Origin of the sequence: Leclercia sp. 29361 (assembly GCF_011290365.1) — a bacterium.
GTDB lineage: Bacteria > Pseudomonadota > Gammaproteobacteria > Enterobacterales > Enterobacteriaceae > Enterobacter > Enterobacter tamurae.
In genome coordinates, this window is sequence record NZ_CP049786.1 from 2,642,315 (window position 1) to 2,663,694 (window position 21,380).

19 protein-coding genes are annotated in these 21,380 nt (G+C 56.4%); 3 read left to right on the forward strand and 16 right to left on the reverse strand.

Annotated features, from left to right (window positions below; genetic code table 11):
• Positions 1-41: 41 nt before the first annotated feature.
• Both tssB and G7090_RS12575 read right to left on the reverse strand, forming a co-directional pair.
• Positions 42-533, reverse strand: a complete 492-nt coding sequence (gene tssB, locus G7090_RS12570; RefSeq protein ID WP_166182652.1) for a type VI secretion system contractile sheath small subunit — start codon at positions 531-533, stop codon at positions 42-44.
• Positions 534-952: 419 nt separating this feature from the next.
• The gene (locus G7090_RS12575) at positions 953-2,569 is read right to left on the reverse strand and encodes an ABC transporter substrate-binding protein (RefSeq protein WP_166182653.1); all 1,617 of its coding nucleotides are present in this window, start codon (positions 2,567-2,569) and stop codon (positions 953-955) included.
• A gap of 185 nt (positions 2,570-2,754) precedes the next feature.
• Here G7090_RS12575 and mpaA point away from each other — a divergent pair, with 185 nt between their 5' ends.
• On the forward strand, positions 2,755-3,468 hold the full coding sequence (gene mpaA, locus G7090_RS12580; protein ID WP_166182654.1) for a murein tripeptide amidase MpaA: 714 nt from the start codon (positions 2,755-2,757) through the stop codon (positions 3,466-3,468).
• Here the strand turns inward: mpaA and ycjG are convergent.
• A complete protein-coding gene (ycjG, locus tag G7090_RS12585; protein ID WP_106993112.1) occupies positions 3,459-4,424 on the reverse strand; it encodes an L-Ala-D/L-Glu epimerase in 966 nt (321 codons plus the stop codon). The two genes, mpaA and ycjG, sit on opposite strands and share 10 nt — an antisense overlap.
• Positions 4,425-4,529: 105 nt before the next feature.
• Here ycjG and tpx point away from each other — a divergent pair, with 105 nt between their 5' ends.
• Positions 4,530-5,036, forward strand: coding sequence for a thiol peroxidase (gene tpx, locus G7090_RS12590; RefSeq protein WP_032611112.1), 507 nt, complete (start codon positions 4,530-4,532; stop codon positions 5,034-5,036).
• Between the two features lie 37 nt (positions 5,037-5,073).
• Here the strand turns inward: tpx and tyrR are convergent, their stop codons facing one another.
• The 3 genes from tyrR to G7090_RS12605 all read right to left on the reverse strand — a co-directional run bounded on the left by tyrR (position 5,074) and on the right by G7090_RS12605 (position 9,186).
• Positions 5,074-6,615, reverse strand: a complete 1,542-nt coding sequence (gene tyrR / locus G7090_RS12595; protein ID WP_106993113.1) for a transcriptional regulator TyrR — start codon at positions 6,613-6,615, stop codon at positions 5,074-5,076.
• Positions 6,616-6,742: 127 nt separating this feature from the next.
• Positions 6,743-7,792, reverse strand: coding sequence for a YcjF family protein (locus G7090_RS12600; protein ID WP_166182655.1), 1,050 nt, complete (start codon positions 7,790-7,792; stop codon positions 6,743-6,745).
• The gene (locus G7090_RS12605) at positions 7,789-9,186 is read right to left on the reverse strand and encodes a YcjX family protein (RefSeq protein WP_166182656.1); all 1,398 of its coding nucleotides are present in this window, start codon (positions 9,184-9,186) and stop codon (positions 7,789-7,791) included. Before G7090_RS12605 ends, G7090_RS12600 begins: the two co-directional genes overlap by 4 nt.
• Before the next feature lie 154 nt (positions 9,187-9,340).
• Between G7090_RS12605 and G7090_RS12610 the strand changes: the two genes are divergently transcribed.
• Positions 9,341-10,351: a LacI family DNA-binding transcriptional regulator gene (locus tag G7090_RS12610; protein ID WP_166182657.1), complete on the forward strand. Its 1,011-nt coding sequence runs from the start codon at positions 9,341-9,343 to the stop codon at positions 10,349-10,351.
• Between the two features lie 34 nt (positions 10,352-10,385).
• Here G7090_RS12610 and G7090_RS12615 read toward each other — a convergent pair whose 3' ends face one another.
• From G7090_RS12615 to G7090_RS12660, 10 genes are all read right to left on the reverse strand, one after another.
• Positions 10,386-11,300: an OmpG family monomeric porin gene (locus G7090_RS12615; protein WP_166182658.1), complete on the reverse strand. Its 915-nt coding sequence runs from the start codon at positions 11,298-11,300 to the stop codon at positions 10,386-10,388.
• A 66-nt stretch (positions 11,301-11,366) separates the two neighbouring features.
• Entirely contained in the window at positions 11,367-12,449 is a 1,083-nt protein-coding gene (locus G7090_RS12620) for an ABC transporter ATP-binding protein (protein WP_166182659.1), read from the reverse strand.
• Between the two features lie 2 nt (positions 12,450-12,451).
• Positions 12,452-13,129: a beta-phosphoglucomutase gene (gene pgmB / locus G7090_RS12625; RefSeq protein WP_166182660.1), complete on the reverse strand. Its 678-nt coding sequence runs from the start codon at positions 13,127-13,129 to the stop codon at positions 12,452-12,454.
• The gene (locus tag G7090_RS12630) at positions 13,119-15,398 is read right to left on the reverse strand and encodes a glycoside hydrolase family 65 protein (RefSeq protein WP_166182661.1); all 2,280 of its coding nucleotides are present in this window, start codon (positions 15,396-15,398) and stop codon (positions 13,119-13,121) included. The genes pgmB and G7090_RS12630 overlap by 11 nt, the downstream gene beginning before the upstream one ends.
• Positions 15,392-16,450: a Gfo/Idh/MocA family protein gene (locus tag G7090_RS12635; RefSeq protein WP_166182662.1), complete on the reverse strand. Its 1,059-nt coding sequence runs from the start codon at positions 16,448-16,450 to the stop codon at positions 15,392-15,394. The genes G7090_RS12630 and G7090_RS12635 overlap by 7 nt, the downstream gene beginning before the upstream one ends.
• Positions 16,451-16,461: 11 nt before the next feature.
• Positions 16,462-17,250, reverse strand: a complete 789-nt coding sequence (locus G7090_RS12640; RefSeq protein WP_166182663.1) for a sugar phosphate isomerase/epimerase — start codon at positions 17,248-17,250, stop codon at positions 16,462-16,464.
• Between the two features lie 17 nt (positions 17,251-17,267).
• Positions 17,268-18,320 carry a zinc-binding alcohol dehydrogenase gene (locus G7090_RS12645; protein WP_166182664.1) on the reverse strand — a complete coding sequence of 351 codons (1,053 nt, stop codon included), beginning with the start codon at positions 18,318-18,320 and terminating at the stop codon, positions 17,268-17,270.
• 28 nt (positions 18,321-18,348) lie between these two features.
• On the reverse strand, positions 18,349-19,191 hold the full coding sequence (locus G7090_RS12650) for a carbohydrate ABC transporter permease (RefSeq protein ID WP_166182665.1): 843 nt from the start codon (positions 19,189-19,191) through the stop codon (positions 18,349-18,351).
• Positions 19,178-20,059, reverse strand: a complete 882-nt coding sequence (locus tag G7090_RS12655) for a carbohydrate ABC transporter permease (RefSeq protein WP_106993123.1) — start codon at positions 20,057-20,059, stop codon at positions 19,178-19,180. Before G7090_RS12655 ends, G7090_RS12650 begins: the two co-directional genes overlap by 14 nt.
• A 22-nt stretch (positions 20,060-20,081) precedes the next feature.
• Positions 20,082-21,374 (reverse strand): ABC transporter substrate-binding protein, encoded by a 1,293-nt coding sequence (locus G7090_RS12660; RefSeq protein WP_166182666.1) that lies wholly within the window; start codon positions 21,372-21,374, stop codon positions 20,082-20,084.
• Between the last annotated feature and the right edge of the window lie 6 nt (positions 21,375-21,380).

Here is a 21,380-nt window from a genome sequence, read left to right on the forward strand (position 1 = left end):
AGCATATTCCCGGTTAATCCATTAAAAGAGATGCCCGCATTTTATTTCGGGGCAAGCGCACTCATTTCGTCGCGTAATTCCTGAGACAGCGCCGGATCCTTGAGAATTTTCTCGAGTTCTTTTCTGAAAGTGGCGTTATCAAGGAGATTGGATTTCAAATCACGTAATAAATTACGCATCGCCAGCATGGCGCGAAGTTGAGGAATTTGACGGGCAACCTGTTCTGGCTCGAAATCTTTCATGCTGGAAAACTGCAGTCGGATATTTTCTTCTAAACCCTCACCCGCCAGCGTGTTCTGCACATCCAGGTTAATTTCCGGGTTAAATTCCGAAAGTACGCTGTCAAAATTATTTTTATTGACGTTTATCTTCTCACGTTCGGATAACGGCCGGTTTTCTTTACCATTACTGAAGTCCCCAACAGTAAGAAGCTTCAGCGGCAGTTCGACTTTCTTTTGAGCGCCGCCGGTGTGGAGGGCTAGTTTTAAATTTATGCGTGCCTTGGGCACCTCATTCTGAAATGTATCAGCCATAGCAGTCCCTTTTCCTTAAGGAATAGTTATTAAGTAAATCTACATTTGTTCGCCGGGGTCGATATTAGACCAATTAATTAGAATGAATCAACTAACTCGTGGTCCAAAACTAGACTTCCCTCTAACAGATATCGTTAATTTCCCACAACACGCAATATCAAATAGCAATTATATATTCAGGGCTTTAATCATTCTCGCCGGAATGAAAAAGAGACGTCCCCCACAAAAAGCAGGGTATTATTTTCATACTCAATACTTCTTCTTTGTTAAATGAATGAGGTTTATAGATGCCGCAGCGAATTTAATAAGGGAAAATAAAAATCAGAATGGGCGCAGTTATAATTGACTGTTAAATGAAAACTGGCGCTGATAATCGCGCCAGTTCCGGTTACAGCAGAGTCTGTCTTACGCAGGCCCCGTCAATGCTTCTCGATATACATTGTGCGGCTGTACGCCACATCTTCCGGGTTGTTGATCGGATACCCCTTCACCCAGGGTTTGATTAAGCGCCCGTTGGTGTACTGATAGATCGGCGCAATTGGCGCTTTTTCGGCGAGGATTTTCTCCGCCGTATTGTAATCCGCATTGCGGGCCTTAACGGTAGTCTCAAGCGACGCCTGGTTAATTACCTTGTCATACGCCGGATCGTTAAAGCGGGAGATATTACCCGTATGCGTGGAGGTCAACAGCGAGAGGAACGTCGACGGCTCGTTATAATCCCCCACCCACGAAGCGCGGATCACATCGAAATTACCGGTGTTACGGCTGTCGATATAGGTTTTCCACTCCTGATTTTGCAGCTTCACATCGACGCCAAGATTCTTTTTCCACATTGATGCCACCGCGATAGCGATTTTCTGGTGGTTTTCCGAGGTGTTGTACAGCAGTGTCAGCTTAAGCGGTTTCTGTGCATTGTAGCCCGCTGCCTGCAGCAGCGTTTTGGCCTGCGCATTCATCTCTTCCTGACTCATCTGCTCGAAGGGAGATGGCTCAGGGGTAAAGCCTGCGGTGACGTCCGGCGTGAAATGCCATGCCGGTTTCTCACCGGTGCCCAGCACTTTCTCGGCCATAATCCGCCGGTCGATGGTCATGCTCAGCGCCAGACGCACCCGCGCATCCGCCGTTGGCCCTTTCTGGGTGTTAAAAGCATAATAATAGGTGCCGAGTTGCGGCGGGGTATAGACCTGGCCCGGAATGTCCTTCAGCAGCTTCTGGTAGAGGTTTTTCGGGAATGACTCGGTGATGTCGATATCGTCCGCCAGGTAGCGCTTGGTGGCGGACGACTCCTGGTTAATCGGGATAAAGGTCACTTTCTGCAGCACCGTTTTGTCGTTATCCCAGTAATGAGTGTTGCGCTCAACAACCAGTTTCTCATTGACCACCCGGTCTTTCAGAATGTATGCCCCATTGCCCACCAGCGCACCGGGCCGGGTCCACTCCGCGCTGCTCTCCACGTTAGCTTTTTGTACCGGGTAGAAGGCGAAGCTCGCCGTCAGGTTGGCAAACCACGGCAGCGGTTTATCCAGCTGTACGTGCAGGGTTCTGTTATCCACTGCGGTCACGCCCAGCTTATCCGGCGTAGCCTTGCCATCGATGATGGCCTGCGCGTTGCTGATCCCCGCCAGCGCTGCAAACCAGGCGAACGGCGACGTGGTTTTCGGATCCACCAGGCGCTGCCAGCTGTAGACAAAATCCTGTGCGGTGACGGGGGTACCATCAGACCACCGGGCGTTCTCGCGCAGGGTGAAGGTCCAGGCGCGGTTATCGTTACTCTGCCAGCGGGTGGCAACCCCTGGAACCAGTTCACCCTTTTCGTTCTGATTGACGAGGCCTTCAAACAGATCGCGGATCACCTGAATCTCGGGCAGCCCCACCGCTTTGGCGGGATCCAGCGAGGCCGGTTCATCTTTAATATGACGCACCAGCTCCTGCTTCGGCGCCAGCGTCGTCCCGGAAGGCACATCCGCAGCAAAGGAATAAGAAGAGAAGCCACACAACCACAGGGCAGAACAAATCAACGAAACCGGATGCTTCATGAGATCCCCTTTGAAATGATGGGTAACGAGCAGATGCGTAATTATTTGTTTCAGAACAGTGAAATGCAAACAACTTCCGTCGGAAAGTTGATATCGGCCGGTTTTGCCCCGGCACTGAAACTATTTGATTAACCGTGTGTTTTGCACAACACTGCCAGTAGTATAACTTTGATTCAGGAACATCTATGTCCCTTACTCGCCCAAGAACGGAACGTGGTGCTTTCCCGCCTGGAACCGAACATTATGGCCGCTCGTTCCTCGGTGCGCCCTTGATCTGGTTCCCTGCGCCGCAGGCCGATCGCAACAGCGGCCTGATCATTGCCGGGACCCACGGGGATGAAAACTCATCGATAGTGACCCTCTCCTGCGCCCTGCGCACCCTCGCCCCGGATCTTCGTCGTCACCATGTCATATTAACCGTCAACCCGGACGGCTGTCAGTTGGGGCTGCGCGCCAACGCCCGCGGTGTGGATTTAAATCGTAACTTCCCGGCGGCCAACTGGCGTGAAGGCGAGACGGTTTACCGCTGGAACAGTGCCGCCCAGGACCGGGATGTGGTATTGCTGACCGGTGACAAACCGGGCTCAGAGCCGGAAACGGAAGCGCTGTGTCACCTGATCCATAAGCTGCATCCGGTCTGGGTGGTGTCGTTTCACGATCCGCTGGCCTGCATTGAGGATCCGGCCCATACCGCACTGGGACGCTGGCTGGCTGATGCGTTTTCGCTGCCGCTGGTCACCAGCGTCGGGTATGAAACCCCGGGATCGTTCGGCAGCTGGTGCGCTGATTTAAGCCTGCACTGCATCACCGCTGAGTTCCCGCCGATCTCCTCCGACGAGGCCAGTGAGAAATACCTGAGAGCGATGACCGATCTGCTGCGCTGGGAACCTCAGAGATGAACCACGCCGGTGGTGTAATGCAGCGCCGGTGAGACGTCCACCGCCAGCCAGGTCGGGCCATCAAGATCGGCAAACTGCACCTCGCCCGCCAGGGGTAACGCCGCATTAATGGCGCGTGAGGTGCAGAGCATACAGCCCAGCATCAGCGCAAAACCGTTCTCCCGCGCCTCGGCGGCCAGCGCCAGCGCTTCAGTGATCCCGCCCGTTTTATCCAGCTTAAGATTCACCATCTCGTAGCGCCCTTTCAGGGCGGGCAAGCTCGCGCGCGTATGGCAGCTTTCGTCGGCGCAGATGGGCAACGGGTGAATGAAATTCGACAGCGCGGCATCGTCACCCGCAGGCAAGGGTTGCTCGAGCATGGCGACATCCAGATCCGCCAGCAGCTGGCAGCGCGCGGCCAGCCCTTCGCTGTGCCAGGATTCGTTAGCATCGACGATCAGCGTAGCCTCAGGAACTGCACCGCGAATGGCGACCATCCTTTCGCTGATCAGGCGATCGTCCATCTTCACTTTTAGCAGGCGCGCCCCGGCGGCGTACAGGGCTTTGGCGCTGGCGGCCATCTGCGCGGGTTCGCCGATCACCACCGTCTGGGCGGTCACCACCGTTTGCGGCAGCGTCACCCCGGCCAGAGCGGCCAGCGGGATCCCCTGCTGGCGCGCGGCTAAATCCCACAGGGCGCAGTCAACGGCATTGCGCGCCGCACCGGGTGGCAGCAGCGTCTGCAGTGCTTCCCGGCTCAGCCCCTGCTCAAGTTCCGGCCCCAGCGCCATAATCTGCGCCATCACCGAGGCGATGCTTTCACCATACCGCGGGTACGGGGTACATTCCCCCACCCCTTTGACACCCTCTTCCTCTATTTCGACTACCACCACGCAGGCCTCGCTCCGGGTTCCCCGGGAGATCACAAACGGCGTATGCAATGGCCAGGCTTCTTCATAAACCTTGAGGGTTCTCATCACTCACTCCTGTATAGCGGCTTCGCGTAAATAGGGTTTGCTGTGTTATTGGCTGATGACATACACTACCGGCGACGTTAACTATATGTAAACAGGAAGATAACTATGTCACAACTCGTTCATTTCCAGGGCAACCCGGTTTCTGTTGCAGGATCCATTCCTCAGACTGGCAGCAAAGCGCAGGCGTTTACGCTCGTGGCAAAAGATCTGTCTGACGTCGTGCTGAGCCAGTTTGCCGGCAAACGTAAAGTACTGAACATTTTCCCAAGCATCGATACCGGCGTATGTGCCGCATCTGTGCGTAAATTCAATCAGCTGGCGACTGAAATGGACAACACCGTTGTGCTGTGCATCTCCGCCGACCTGCCGTTTGCCCAGTCCCGTTTCTGCGGTGCTGAAGGCCTGAGCAACGTTATCACCCTCTCCACCCTGCGTAACCCGGAATTCCTGGAGCAGTACGGTGTGGGCATCGCTGAAGGCGCCCTGAAAGGCCTGGCTGCCCGCGCAGTTGTGGTGATCGACGAAAACGACACCGTCGTGTTCAGCCACCTGGTGAATGAAATCACCACCGAGCCGGACTATGCTGCCGCGCTGGAAGCGCTGAAAGCCTGAGACCAAAAATAAAGCCTCCCTACGGAGGCTTTTTCTTTTACTCGTCACCCTTCTTCTGGCTCAGTCCATACTCACGCAATTTATTCGCAATCGCGGTATGCGAAACACCCAGCCGTTTCGCCAGCTTGCGGGTGCTGGGATAGTTGCGGTACAGCTGCGTTAACACCGAGCGTTCGAAGCGGCTGGTAATGTCATCCAGCGACCCTTCCATCGCCTCTTCGCCCACCGCCACCGTACCGGCGTCATAATCCGGCAGCAAAATATCCTGCGGCCGCAGCTCATAGCCTTCAAGCTGGGTCAGCGCGCGATAAATTGCATTCTTCAGCTGACGAATATTTCCCGGCCAGCCGTAACGGGTGAGCACTGTATTAAGATCGGCCGAAAACTTAGGCCGTGGAATGCCCTGCTCGTCGGCAAAGCGCGCCACAAACAGCTCGGTCAGCGGCATGATATCCTGCGGACAATCGCGCAGTGGCGGGATATTCAGCGTCAGCACGTTAAGGCGATAATAGAGATCCTCCCGGAAGACACCCTTCTGCACCAGCTCCACCAGATTCTTCTGGGTGGCGCAGATCACGCGTACATCCACATGCACCTCATGATCTTCCCCCACCCGGCGGAACGTACCGTCATTAAGGAAACGCAGCAGTTTGGCCTGCATCCGCGGTGACATTTCACCGATCTCATCCAGCAGCACCGAGCCGCCGTTGGCCTGCTCAAAGAAGCCTTTTTTGCCTTCCGGGGCGTGGCCGAACAGCTCACTTTCAACGGCATCTTCCGGGATAGAGGCGCAGTTCAGCGCCAGGTAAGGTTTAGCCGCGCGCGGGCCCGCCTGATGTACCGCATGGGCCAGCAGATCCTTGCCGGTGCCGGTATCGCCGGTAATCAGCAGAGGCGCCGCCAGATTCGCCAGCTTGCGCGCCTGCTCCACCACGTGGCGCATTTTCGGGCTGACGGCGATGATCTGGCTGAAGGCGCCGACATCCTGGCTGGACAGATTTTGCAGCTGACGCCCCATACGCACCGTGGAGCGGAGCATGATCACCGACCCGGTCAGAGTGCGGTCGTCGTTGTCACCCTGCAGGTAGACCGGGGTGATCTCCATCAGGAAGTTCTGCCCGTTGATGATCACATGCTCGCTATGGGTCGAGCGTGGGTTGCTCTCCAGCCAGCGCTGGAAGTTGAAGCCGGGGATCAACTGGGCGGCATTGTGGCTGCTCAGCTTGTCCTGCTCCTGGGCAAACAGCTGACAGCTCGCCAGGTTGGCCCGGTCAATTTTGCCCTTCAGATCCAGGGACAAGAACGGCTCCGGCATCGCTTCCAGCAGCGCGCTGAGGGCCAGATGCTCGCGCTCGGAGGGCATCCATGGCACGGTGCGCACATCCGTAACGCCAGCGATACGGCGGATTTCAGCCATCAAGCTGCTGAATGTATCGAATGCAATTTCGGCAAAGTTCAGGTAAATCTTCCCGATAGGGTCGATCTCAATTCCACGCAGGTCAATGCTACGCAAAACAAGGAGATCGAGTAACTCGCGAGTCAGGCCGAGACGGTCCTTACAAAACACTTCCAGACGCATGGGAAAATCACTCTATAAACAGTAACTCTGAAATGATAAGCCAGATATCGGCAATCGGGAAGAAGGCTGTCAACAAATATTGACAGCCTGTGAAGCGAGAGGCGGAATTATGTGCGAGGCGGAAGGGCTACTGCGGTTTTTTATTGAGCGTTTCTTTCAGCTGGCCGATTAATTCCCGGCGGAAATCGCCCAGGCGTGGTTTATCGTCCGCTGTCCACGGTAGAGGACGGCACAACTCCATCGCTTTGATCCCCAACCGCGCGGTCAGCAATCCGGCGCCAATCCCCTGGGCCGCGCGGGCCGAGAGGCGTGCGGCCAGATCCTGCGACATCCAGTCCATTCCCACTTCGCGCACCACCTCGCTGGCGCCGGCAAAGGCCATATTCAGCAGCACCAGACGAAACAGACGCAGGCGGCTGTAATAGCCCAGTTCAATGCCGTACAGAGCGGCGATGCGGTTGATCAGACGCAGGTTACGCCAGGCGATAAAGGCCATATCCACCAGTGCCAGCGGGCTGACGGCGATCATCAGGGTCGACTCTGCCGCCGAGCGGCTGATCTCCCGACGCGCCTGGCCATCGAGCACCGGCTGAACCAGATGAGCATACAGCGAGACCACTTCCCGGTCGTTCTGCGTTTCATGGATCGCGGCATACCATCGCTGTAGCGCCGGGTGAGACTGATCCAGCCCGGCCTGTTTCGCCAGTTTTTCGCAAAACGCCCGTCCGTTACCGGTGCCGTGGCTATTGAGCAGATCCCGGGCTTCGTCACGCTCGTGCGCGCGCTGGCGCAGTCGCCATAAGCGTCGCCATTCGGTGGCAATGGAGCCCACGCCTGCGCCGACGATCAGCGCCCCGCCCGCGCATCCACCCAGCGCCACCCAGTCCTGGGTTTGCCAGGCGTTCATCGCCCACTGTACGCCTTGTCCCACCACCGTGACGCCAGCCAGCAGCAGCCCGGCGCTGACCATTTTGCGCCACAGGCTGCGTTTTGGGCGCAGGGCTGCCTCAACCACGGCTTCGGCCTGTCCCTCTTCAGCGGGAAGCATGTCAGTCACCACCGGGGCAAACTGCTCAGCCTGCGCCGCATCGAAAGTTTGTGACGCCTTGAAGGCCTCTTGCTGTTCCTGCTCCAGCGTCCCGCTGAAATCCATCCGCGGTTTTAAGGGTTCGGTCATCGCAATTTATCTCCAATTAAAAACTCCAGCGCGGCATCGAGACGGATGTGCGGCAGCGGCTGGTCAACGTTCATTGTCTGCGGGCGAAAGGCTTCGAACTGGAAGCCCTGCTTTTGCCAGAACGCCTGGCCGGGCAGCCGGGCGGGCACCTCGCCGGGGTAGACCGTCAGCGGGGCGCCATCGCTCAGGCGGTGTCCGCGCAGCGCCGGGATTTTGTCGCCATTGACGTCAATCAATCCGCTCTGGGTGGCCTGCACCGAGGCCAGGCCCAGACAGTCCATGCTGATGCCCTCGAACGCCGCGTTCTGCCAGGCATCCTGCACCAGCTGTTGCAGGAGCGACACCATATTGGCGTGCTGATCCACCGTGACGTGATCCGCCTTGGTGGCGGCGAAGAGCAGTTTGTCGATCACCGGAGAGAACAGGCGACGGAACAGCGTACGCTGCCCGTAGTGGAAGCTCTGCATCAGTTGGGTGAGGGCCAGACGCATGTCGTTGAAGGCCTGCGGGCCGCTGTTGAGCGGCTGCAGGCAATCCACCAGCACGATCTGGCGGTCGAAGCGTAAGAAGTGGTTGGTGTAGAACCCCTTCACCACTTTTTCGCAGTAGTAGTTGAAACGTTCCCGCAGCATTCCGGCGTTGGTCTGTTTATCCGCCTGGGCAAGCTTAGATTCGCCAACGGCGTCCACGTCCGGCCAGGGGAAGAATTGCAGCGCCGGAGCACCGGCCATATCGCCCGGCAGCACGAAGCGGCCCGGCTGGATAAAGTGCAGCCCCTCTTTTTTGCATTGATGCAGATAATCGGTCCAGGCTTCTGAGATGGCCGCCAGCCGGTTTTCATCAGCAGGGGCCAGCGGATCCAGCCCCTCGCACAGCGTACGCCAGCGGGCTGACCACTCCGCGCGTTGCCCCTGCAGTAAACCGGTCATCTGTCGCGACCAGCTCAGATAATCCTGGGTCAGCATCGGCAGATCGAGTAGCCATTCACCCGGATAATCGACGATCTCCAGATAGAGGGTGGAGGTCTCTTTAAAGTGACGCAGCAGCGAATCGTTGGAGCGAAAGCGCAGCGCCAGACGGATCTCGCTCACCCCACGGGTCGGCGTCGGCCAGGTGGGCGGAGAGCCATAGAGTTGGGCCAGCCCTTCATCGTAGGTAAAACGGGGAATGCCAAAATCGCGCTGCGGCACGCGCTTTACGCCCAACAGCCGCTCTTCGCGCACGGCGCTCAGCAGAGGTAAACGCGCCCCGGCGTGCAGGTTGAGGAGTTGATTGACCATCGCCGTTATAAACGCGGTTTTGCCGCTGCGGCTCAGTCCGGTGACCGCCAGGCGCAAATGACGGTCAACCCCACGATTGACCAGAGAATTGAGTTCATTTTTAAGTCGCTTCATCGTCATCCTTCATTGCCTGGAAGCCTGAAATCACTTGCCTCAGAATACAGTAAATTGGGGCAGTTCGTTGATTATCAATTCATAATTATTGCTATTGCCGTTTTTTCTCCAGTAAGATGGCCCTCATTGCCGTCTATCGGAGTGAGTAAGGTGTATGTCACCCACCATCTATGATATTGCGCGCGTTGCTGGCGTATCGAAATCAACCGTGTCCCGGGTTCTGAATAAGCAAACGAATATTTCCCCTGAAGCGCGGGAAAAAGTGCTGAAGGCGATCGAAGAATTAAATTATCAGCCCAATAAAGTGGCCCGCGCCCTGACCTCTTCTGGCTTTGACGCCATTATGGTTATTTCGACCCGCTCAACTAAAACCACCGCCGGCAATCCTTTTTTCTCCGATGTTCTGCATGCCATTACTGCAAAAGCAGAAGAGGAAGAGTTTGACGTCATTTTGCAAACGTCAAAAAGCAGTGAAGACGATCTGCTGAAATGCGTGAACAAAATAAAACAAAAGATGATCAAAGGGATCATTATGTTGAGCTCTCCGGCAGATGAATCCTTTTTCTCAACGCTGGACCCTTATGGCGTACCGGTGGTGGTTATCGGGAAAGTGGAAGGTGAATATCAGAATATCTACTCTGTCGATACCGATAATTTTCACGACAGCGCCACACTGACGGATAATTTTATTAAGAACGGGCGCCGTAACATTGCCTGTCTGCATGCTCCTCTCGATTATCACGTCTCTGTTGATCGTCTGGCGGGTTATAAAGCCAGCCTGGAAAAGCATAATATTGCGATTAACCCGGAGTGGATCATCGATGGGGGATATACCCATGAAAGTGCGCTTGCTGCGGCCCGTGAATTACTGTCGTCAGCCACGCCGCCGGACGCGGTATTTGCGACTGACAGCATGAAGTTGCTCAGCCTGTATCGCGCAGCGGATGAACTAAAGCTGGTACTCCCTGAACAGGTGGCGGTGGCAGGTTACAGTGACCCGATGCTGTCGCTCATTTTGACCCCTGCACCCGGAGGCTTTGATATCCCAACGCGTAAGCTGGGAGAAGAGAGTTGCGACCTTCTGTTCAAGCGCATCGCAGGTAAGCCCGCCCCACGTAAGGTGCTGGTGGATACCCATTTAACGTTCGCCGACGTCGCGCGTTAACACCAGGGGCCATGAGCCCCTGGGGATCCGTCTGTCAGAACGCGTAGTTAACGCCGATACCGGCATAGTGGAAGCGATCGCTGTCGCCTTCGTCATGGTTTTCCCACTCGTAAGCATACTCCAGCGTCATGGATAAACCATTATTGAAATCATAGGCGTACAGCAGGCCCAGACGGTTAAAGTCATGCCCTTCCCGCGACGGATCGTCCTGCCAGTCCCAGTTCGACCAGCGGTCAAGGCCCAGTCGGGTATAAGGGGTTAATGTGGTCTGCCCCAGTGCAATGGGCAGATAGGCGCGAACCTCCTGGGTGGAAAACTCACCGTTATTACGCGAACTATCCATATTAAATCCGCGCTCCAGATAATAATTTACTTTCGCGGAGACCGTTTCGTTAATAGCCCAGGTAAACCCGGTTTCTGTTTCAACCCGGCTGTCGGCATACCCCGTTTTCTCCAGATCGTTGGCAAACTGATACAGGGCTAACCAGCCGCCAAAGCGCCAGTCGTCGGTTAATTTAAGATCCCAGTCCGGCTGAACTTTATAGCGCTGCATATTTGCGCTGCCGTCTTTCGCGCCGTGTTCATCTTTAAAGTGATAACCATAATTACGGAACCCGCCGGTCAGGCCCAGCGTAAAGTCATCAGAACGGATAAAGCGATAACGTAATTCGAACTCAGGCCGATCGAAATATGTGCCACGCGTCATGCTGCTGTAATCAACGGGCCCTTCCTGATACATGGCAAGCGAGAGCGTCCAGGCGTCCCATGTGGCATTAAACCAGACGGAAGGCTCATATAATCCATCTTTATCGTCACCCTGCCCTTCGACGTTTTCAATTTCATACATGGCTCCAATATTAAATTCCCACTGTTTAGCTGTTTCGGTTGCTTGCGCGCAGCCGATCCCTGCGCACAGAACGAGCGCAGCACGTTTTAGTAGAGTACTCATTAAAATAGTCCTTTATCATTTACACACAAAAAAGCCGGAAATGAATATTCCCGGCGAAGACCTTTCTTATCTAATAGCCGCTTCAGTTTCAGCGTCGAAGAAATGGCACTTATTCATATCGAACTGGATGCCGATATTATCTCCGGCGGCATAGTCATTTGCCGCACCAGCGCGGACCACCAGTTCATGCCCGCCCACGGTGGCATAGAGCATAAACTCCGCGCCCGTCAGCTCCGCAACGCTGACTTTTGCCGTAATATCCTCACCAGCGTTTTGAAGCGTGAAAATATCTTCTGGCCGAATGCCAAAGACCACGGCTTTGCGCTGGTATCCCAGCGCATTGAGTCTGGCGAGCCGGTCCGCAGGGATCGCCAGCCGCAGCGTTTCGGTCACGAAATAGCGGTCGTCTATCGCCCCGCGAATAAAATTCATTGCTGGCGAACCAATAAAGCCTGCCACAAACATATTGGCCGGTTCGTTATAGACCTGCTTCGGCGCCCCCACCTGCTGAATGATACCGTCCTTGAGGATCACGATACGGGTCGCCATGGTCATGGCTTCGGTCTGATCGTGGGTAACATAGATCATGGTGGTGTTGAGCTTCTGGTGCAGCTTGCTGATTTCGGCGCGCATCTGTACCCGAAGCTTGGCGTCGAGGTTTGAGAGCGGTTCATCCATCAGGAACACCCCCGCTTCGCGTACGATCGCTCTGCCGAGTGCCACACGCTGGCGCTGGCCGCCGGATAACGCCCCGGGCTTACGCGTGAGGTAGTCGCGCAGGCCCAGGATCTGCGCCGCCCAGCTAACCCGCTCTTCAATCACCGCGGGCGCGATTTTCTGCATCTTCAGGCCAAAGGCCATGTTGTCGTACACCGTCATATGTGGATAGAGCGCATAGTTCTGGAAGACCATCGCGATGTCACGCGACTTGGCCGGGACGTCATTCATGCAGACGCCGTCGATTACCAGTTCACCGGCGCTGATCTCCTCCAGACCGGCAATCATGCGCAGCGTGGTCGATTTACCGCACCCCGACGGCCCAACGAAGACAATGAACTCTTTGTCCTCAATCTCGAGGTTGAAATCCTTCACCACGTGGACCTGGTTATCGTAGATTTTCTGAATGTGTTTCAGGGAGAGTTGAGCCATTGTTAGTTCCTTATCAATACCGGCCGGGACGCCCAGAAATCGGTCAGGCATTTCCAGGTCAGTTCCCGCGTTGAATGAAGTTGTAGTCCCGCCTGCTCCAGACCCGAGCCAATCCCCACCGACAACATGCCCGCCGCGTTGATCGCTTCAACACCTGCTGCGGCATCTTCTATCCCGATGGCGCTTTCAGGGCGTACCTTCAGCCCGGCACAGGCCGCGAGGAAGATCTCCGGGTCGGGTTTTGAGCAGGCAATACGGGACGCATCGGCGCAAAAATCAAACGCCTTGTGTACCCCCAGTGCCTGCACTATTCCCGGGGCATTAAGGGAAACCGAAGCCAGCCCAATTTTGACCTTCGCGGCGCGGATCTCCGCCAGCACCTCGCGGATACCCGGCAGGAGTGACGCTTGCGTCAGCGATGCCAGCGACCGGACATAGAGATCGTTTTTCTTCCCGGCCAACGCCAGACGCTGCTTATCGCTAAACGCCCCGGCTTTCCCGCCGTGTTGCAGGATCCGCTGCAGGGAGTCCATGCGGCTGATCCCCTTCAGTTGTTCGTTAAAGTTTTCGTCAAAGGTGATGCCGATCTCCTGCGCCACGGCTCGCCAGGCAAGGAAATGCAGATGCGCGGTATCGGTGATCACCCCGTCCAAATCAAACACAACGGCGTCAGGCGTCATGGCTTCCCTCCGTGGTAGCGGTCCCAGCATCAGGCGTTATAAAATCCTTCTGCGACCAGACTTGCCGACCTGAAGTCATAAGGGTTTTGCCCCACAGCGTTAAGGTGACGGGAGCCGAGGTTTCGATGGTTAACACCGCATTCTCAAAGGTGAAATGCATGCGCGCATTTCGCCACCGTAACGGGAATGTGAGCTTTTGCCAGTGGGCAGGGATGCGCGGGGCAAGGTGCAGTTCCCCTTCCACGATCTGCAATCCGGCAAAACCCTGAATCACGGCGGACCAGATTGCGCCGGTGGCGGCGGCGTGGATGCCGTCGTCACTGCTGTGCGGATCGTCCCCCAGATCGATAGCGATCCCATCACGCCAGAAGGCGTATGCCCCTTCCGTGTCGCCACAGCGGGCGGTAACAATCCCGTGGATAGCCTTGCTCAGAGAAGAGTCGTGGATGGTGCGCGGCTCGTAGAACGCCAGATTGGCGGCGCACTGCTGAGGGGTAAACCGTTCCGGTAACAGGTAGTTGAGCATCACCACATCCGCCTGCTTCAGGATCTGCATCTCATTCACTTCCGCCCGGGAGTAATCGAGCAGGATGGTCTGTTTGCCCGCCTGCGCTTTGTAGCGACTCAGGTCGATAACCGGTTTCGCCAGGAAGCTGTCATCCTGTGGGATCACCCCGTCGGCATCGGCCTCCGGAAGCCATAAACGTTCCAGGAAACGGCTGGCATTTTCCGTAAAACGCCTCTCCTCACGCTTAAACCTCGCCATAAACTGACAAGCGCTGGCGACGTTATGCCAGGCCAGATAGTTGGTATAAGCGTTGTTATTCACGTGTTCCGTGTATTCATCCGGCCCGATCACGTTATGGATTTCCAGACGACCGTTAACCTCTGTGGCGCGCCCCATCCAGAACGTCGCGGTTTCCATCAGCAGTTTCAGGCCTTCATTGCGCATAAAGTCATCATCGTGCGTCGCCTGCCAGTAGGCGACAACGGCCCAGGCAATGTCTGCCACAATGTGGTGTTCAGCCAGCGCAGAGGCCACTTTCTGTCGCGTCCCGGTGCGGATGTTGATCGCCGCAAACTCCGGCGTCTCTTCCTGACCGCTGGCGGCGCTTTCCCATGGGAACAGCGCGCCTGGCCAGCCATTACGGCGGGCCTTTTCTCGCGCCCCCGGGAGGTTGAGCCAGCGATAACGCAGCAGGCTGCGGGCAATCTGAGGCCGGGTAAAGAGATGGAAAGGCAGCAGGAAAATTTCCGTATCCCAGAACACGTGTCCTTTATACCCTTCCCCGGTGAGTCCTTTGGCCCCGATGCTGCTGCGCTCGTCATGGGCTGGCGTCATGGCCGTCAGATGCCAGACGGCGTAATCGAGCGCGATCTGGTCCTGAGGTTCCGTGGAAGCCACTTCCACCCGCCCGTCACGCCAGATTTTTCCCCATGCATCGGCAGAGCTTTTCAGCAAGGCGGCGTAGCCTTTCACCGCACAGACTTTCAGCTCTGCCAGCGCATTCCGGGCGAAAGCCTCCTGTGAAAGGGCTTTGTCCCTGCGGTGTGCGACCCATACCAGCTTCTCCAGCGTGACAGTGTCACCCTGCGGGATGCTGAATGCCTGGTGGGCCGTAATACGTCGATTTTTTGCGGTAAAAAAGCTGTCGCTCTCCGTCGACAGGCGGCAGTATGCCGACATCACCACCTCTGCGGCATGGTCCTGCGTCTCATACCCCCCCTGCAGGTAGTGCTGGTCGAAGACTCTGACCGACATCTCATCCAGATGCTGCCTGCCGGTATTGGTTTGGGTCGCATCAATGCCGGTCTTTAACACCACCTGCGAAGCGTCATCTACCGGCGTAATGGAGAGCTGCATTGCCACCAGCGGGAGTTGATCCAGCGAAACAAACCGACGGCTCTCCAGCCGGTAGCGTTTCCCTCCCGGCGAGCGCCAGAGGACGCTGCGACGCAATTCCCCATTGGCGAAAGCCAGTTCTCGCTGCCAGCTCAGGATCTCCCCTGCTAGCAGGGTAAAATTCTCGCCATCCAGCTCAATATCAATTCCAACCACATCAGGCAGATTGACCAGTTCGTTAGTCTCGTTACAGCCTGCGCGATGATAGAGACCGGCAAGATACATACCGCGCGTTTGCCTGGTGTAATCTTCTTCATGCGTGGCGCGAACCCCCATGTAGCCATTACCGCCAGCCATAATGGATGCGTATTTATTCAGGCTATGCGGGCAGAAGCCCGGATCGGTTAATACAGACAGGTTCAACATAAGGTCACGCTTTCCCCTGTTTCCGCCGCTTGATACAGCGCGGCGACCAGCTGCTGGATCACCAGCCCTTGCTCCGCATCGGCGATCATCACCGGCTCACCGAGCAGGTGGCGAACAAAGGCATCCATGCTGCGCAGATGCCGCTGATCGTCCGCCTCTTCGCGCTGCGCGATTGTCTGTAATACCCCGGCTTCGTCGTAATAAATATGGGCCGGGAACAGCGTTGCCCCGGCCTTTTCACCGCAGAAGGAGACATTCATGATCGACTGCTCGCGGATATTCAGCGCAAAGGAGGTGTCCAGCCGCAGAACGCCGCCATTGCAGAACTCAATCGTCCCGAACAGGGCATCTTCAACCGTAAACTGAGCGGGATCCCACTCGCCGAACTGCCCCCGGTTTTTACGATTTCCCAGCTTCTGAAAGCTGTGCGCCGTCACCCGTTTTACCGCCGGGAACCCCAGCACATACATCGCGGCATCCAGCATATGAATGCCGATATCAATCAAGGGTCCGCCGCCCTGCAGGGATTTGTTGGTAAACACGCCCCACCCCGGCACACCGCAGCGGCGCAGCGCCTGGGCCGTTGTGAAATAGATTTCCCCGAAGGTGCCGCTCTGCACGGCCTCACGTAGCAGTTGTGTATCCAGGGCAAAACGGTGGTGAAAATCATAGGCCAGCACTTTCCCCGCCCTGCGGGCAGCAAGACGCATCTCATCGGCCTGCTGTGGGGTCATGGCGGGCGGTTTTTCACACATCACATGACATCCGGCCGCCAGGGCCGCAATGACATGTTCATAATGAAAGCGGTTGGGCGAACAAACACTCACCACATCCGGCTTGACCGCCTGTAGCATCTGGTGCGCATCCTGCCATGCCGAAGGGATAGCATGACGTTCCGCAAACGCCTGAGCCTGCTCCAGGCGGCTGTCCATGACAGCCACCATCTGAACATCACTGCGCGTGGCGTAATACGAGGCATGCACTTTGTCTGCAACCTGCCCTGCGCCGATGATGGCGACGCGCAGAGGCAAAGCTGTTGAAGCACTTATCACGCTCGTCATCCTTAGCATTCACGCAAATAAGTGAGGGAGTCCTGATAAGCCTGCGCAGGATCGTCAGCACGAACGCGACACTCGTACACCACGTAGCCCTGATAATTGTCGGCACGCAGTTGATCGAACAGAGTGGCGAAATCCAGGCTGCCGCTGCCTGGTTGATAACGGTGGTTATCGGCAATATGCACGTGCCCAAGCAGATCCCGGTTGTGATGCAGCGCCTCCGTCAACGAATCTTCTTCGATGTTCATATGATAGAAATCGCCGATGATCTGCACGTGCTTCAGGGCGTTCTCTTTGATATAGCGGCGCGCATCCGCCAGGGTGTTGATCATATGATCCTGATAGCGGTTCAGCGGCTCCAGGTAGACGGTGGTCCCGGTACGCGCCGCCACCTCATCCAGCCAGCGCAGCGAGGCGCTCACCGCGTTGCGGTCACCGTCGAGGCTGCGCGGGGAGGTCATCGGCGGCAGGCGGAAGGTAAACATCCCCCAGGCGGCAGGAACGATAATGCCCTTTCCTCCGACCTCAGCCAGCGCTTCAAGAATGCGTTCAATCTGATGTAACCCGTTCAGGCGACGCTCTTCGATGAAGTCACCGATCCAGCCGTCGTAGCCGCCGCAGGCGGTGGTCACCGGTAACCCAGTGGCTTTAATGGCGGCTTTCACCTCATCCAGATTCTCCACCAGCAGCTTGCCGTCGATCTCATAGCCGTCAAACCCCATCGCTTTGATGAACCTGAATTTCTCCAGGATGTTGGTCGGGAAAAAGGCCTGGTTTTGCGTTGCGATTTTCATTGTGTGCTCTCCTTAGCTCAGAAAGTGACGCCCATTTTGATGCTCAGTTCCGGGTGCTGATCGACATACTGCATATAGCTTTCAGCGCTGGTGGTGAAGGTCACTACCGGGTCGATCAGATCCTCGCAGTTGAGGTATCCGTTCATCAGCAATTCCCAGCAGGTCTCTTCGATCCGCTTGCGGCTCCAGCGCGGGTAATCCGGATTAGGCTCGCTACAGGCGCGGGAGAAGACAATTTTCGCGTTGTTAAAATGCGCCTCACGTCCGAGGTTAAAGCCCTCTGCGAAGGGTTTCGCGAAGGCAACGTAAGAGATTGTTCCGCCGTAGGCCAGCCCGCGCAGGGCGGATTGCAGCGCATCGGCAAAGCCGCTGGTTTCGATGATCACGTCCGCGCCCTGCTTGCCGGTCAGCTTTTTGATTTCCAGACCGACATCGGTCCCGATCGGATTGAGGCAATGGTCCGCCCCATGACGGCGGGCAATCTCGCAGCGGTGTTCGATAGGATCGACGCCGATAACGACGGATGCTCCGGCTTTTTTCGCCAGCTGAATGGCTATCTGACCAATCGCCCCCAGCCCGACTACCACCACGAAATCCCCGACCCGGACGTTCGCATCCCGTACGCCGCTCATGGCGAACTGCGCCGGGTCATAGCAGACGGCATTTTTCCACGACGCGCCCTGCGGCATTTTGCGCAGCTTGTAGTTATTGACGGCATTAACAATCACCGTTTCCTGCAGCGGCCCGTAGCAGCAGACGCTCTCGCCGACCTGGTAATCCGTCACGTCGGCGCCGCACTCGATGATGTCGCCGACGATCATATTCCCCAGCTGGAATTTGCCGAATTCGATCCCACGAGCCGTACCCTCTTCACGGGGGGTAAACATCTGCCACTCCGGGTTAAACTCTTCATCGATAAACGGACTCGCCGCCCGGAAATCCACCACCTCGGTACCGTGTTTCGGTGCGCCAAAGCGGGCACGAATCTTCACTTCGTGAACGGCAACCGGACGATCTTCATATTCCACCAGCGCCGCTATGCGGGGCGCTGTCGCAACTAACTTCTTCATGACTGACTCCTTGTTAAAATCGGCCGCCTCAGCCCTTTACGCCCCCGGCGGTCAAACCACTTTTAATGAAACGTTCCGACAGCGCGTACATGATCACCACCGGAAGTGCTGTCACCAGCGAGGCGGCCATCATGCGACCCCAGATGTAATCCGGCGTGCTGAAGAGCGTGTTAAGCCCTACCGGCAAGGTGAAGTTGCTGGCACTGGACAGGAAAATAGAGGCGAACAGATAGTCGTTCCACGCCACCATAAAGCAGTAGACGAAGACCGACACCAGACCGGAAATCGCCAGCGGCACGGTAATGCGAAAGATGATCTGCAGGCGGTTAAGGCCGTCCATCATCGCGGCCTCCTCGATCTCGTCCGGGATGGTGTCGAAATAGCTGCGCAGCATAAATACCGCCGTCGGCAGCGTCTGGGTCACCATGGTGATAATCAGCGCCAGCTCGGTGTCATAAATTCCGAGCGCAGTGATGATTTTGAACAGCGGCACCACCAGCAAAATTCCGGAGAACATATAGACGGTGTAGAAGCTGGCATTGATCGTCGCCCGCCCTTTAAACCGCAGTTTAGAGAGGGCGTATGCCCCCAGCGTGCCGAGAAATACTGCGATCACCGATGAGGTCAGCGACACCACCATGCTGTTTCTGAAGTAATCCACAAACGGGAAGATCAGCGGGTTGAAGATGTCGACGTAATGCTGCAGGGTCCACGCCTGCGGCAAAATGGTTGGGTGCAGCGATATCGCCTCTTTCGCGCTCTTAAACGACGTCATTAACATCACGAAGAACGGGAACAGCGTGATAATCAGGAACACCGCCAGCCCCAGATAAAAACCGAGCCGGCCCAGCAGGCGTTTATTTGTTGCCATTGAGATTTACCCTTTTTCTGGTCAGCAGAATGACGGCAAAGATGATCACGAACAGCACCACCGAGATCGCCGCGGCTTTCCCGAGGTCGTTAAAGGCAAAGGCGGTTTTGTAGAGATAGACGCCCAAAATATCGACCTTGGTGGTCAGCAGATACACGTCGGCAAACATGTAGAACATCCAGATAGTGCGCAGCGTGATGACCGTGGCCAGCACCGGCATAATCGCGGGCAGCGTGACGATGCGAAAACGCTGCCAGGCATTGGCTCCGTCCATTTCTGCCGCTTCGTATAATGACTTATCGATGGTTTGCAGAATTGCCAGGAACGAAATGAACGCATACGGGAAGTAGCGCCAGATGGCGAACAGCACCACCAGCACAAAACTGCTGCCGGGGTTGTCGAACCACAGCGGGGCCTGATCGTACAGATGCAGCAGATCCACACCCAGATAGTTCACAATGCCGTAGCCGTTGTTGAACATGTACTTCCAGGCAAAGACCAGCGATATCGACGGGGTGACGTAGGACAAAATCACCAGGGAGCGCGCCGTTTTACGCAGGCGAAATTCCCGGTTAAAGAAGACGGCGACCGCCAGCCCTAACCCAGTGCTGCCCATCACCACCAGCGCGGTGTACCAGAACGTCATCCACAGGGAGTGCCAGAACGCGGCATCACTCAAAATGCGGATGTAGTTATCCAGCCCCACAAACACCGCATCGATGCGCGGATTGAGCGGCAAGCGTAAAAAACTGATTTCAATGTTGGATATCATCGGCCAGGCCACCAGGCCCCCCAGCAAAATCAGGCTGGGGGCCAACAGCAGCATGGCGAAAGGCATATCTGAACGACCAGAAAACAACGTTTTCATAATTCCCTTCCGCAGTGCGCGCCTATCGTTGTGTGATCAGGTCAGTCAGTCGCTTCTGGCTGCTGCTTAACGTCGCGTTGAGGTCCTGTTGACCCACGGTGACGTTATGCACCATAGAACTGATAATGCCGGACCCGGTGACGTCACCCATGCGGGTAAAGTTTTTGTCACCCACGGCACCAAATACCTGCACATTAGGGAACTGGGCGATTAGCTCATAAGGGAGATGCCCAAAGGCTTTAATCACGTCGTTGTTTTTCCAGGTTTCGGTCCCGACCACCAGTTTGTTAACCGGCAGCGCCGCACCCGGCGACATCATCACCCAGTCGGTTGCGTTTTGGGCCTGCTCCATCCAGGTGACAAATTTCTCTGCGGCTTTGGTCTCCTCTTCGCTCTGGCCGGAGGTGATGGTCAGGGAGGTCACCATGCCGTAGACCGCAGAGGATTTTTCCGTCGGGACGACAAATCCCAGGTTGGCAGGGTTTCCGTCTTTGAACACCGCCGGGAGGATGTAGGTGGAGTAAACGGCCATCGGCGCGGAGCCGTTCATAAAGGCGTCTTTAATCTCCATGACATCGTTGGACCCCGGCATGGTGGTGGCCGCCAGCCCTTTATAAAACGCCAGCGCTTTCGCCATTTCAGGCGTATCAATTTCAATATCGCCCTTCGCATCAAAGACATTTGCCCCACCCGAGAGGGCAAACTGCGAGAATGCCTGCTCCGTCATCACGCTTTCCGCCGTGGGTAACGCAATGCCGTAATGCTTGTTGGCTGGGTCGTTGAGCCTCTGGCTGGCATTCAGCAATTGATCCCAGTTGCGTGGCTCCTCAAGGCCCGCAGCGGCGAGAACGTCTTTGTGGTACCAGACGCCGGACAGCCAGGCGCTGATAGGCACCCCGGTCCACGCCGCGCCGTCTTCCGTACGCACCACGCGCAGGATGCCGTCATAGAAGGTCTCTTCCCCTACAGCATTAATGGCGTCGCTGATAGCGGCGCGATCAAGCAGTTGCTCCTTGTCCATGACTTTGGCGTAGTCGTGGCTGACTTCGATCACTTCCGGCAGTGCGCCGGTTCGCGCCAGGGTGATGACCTTGGTGTTGTAGGCGTCCTCTTCCACCGGCACCTGTTTTACCGTGATGCCAGGATTCTCTTTCTCGAATTTCTCAATCAGACGAGTAATCACCGCCTGGCGCTCCTGTTCCACTGAGGAGTGCATAAACTCGATGGTGACCTGAGACTTTTTGTCGTCCTTACAGCCTGTCAACAGGGCGCACGAAACCAGTGCTGAGATCAGCACAATTTTGGGTGTCTTCATTGTTAG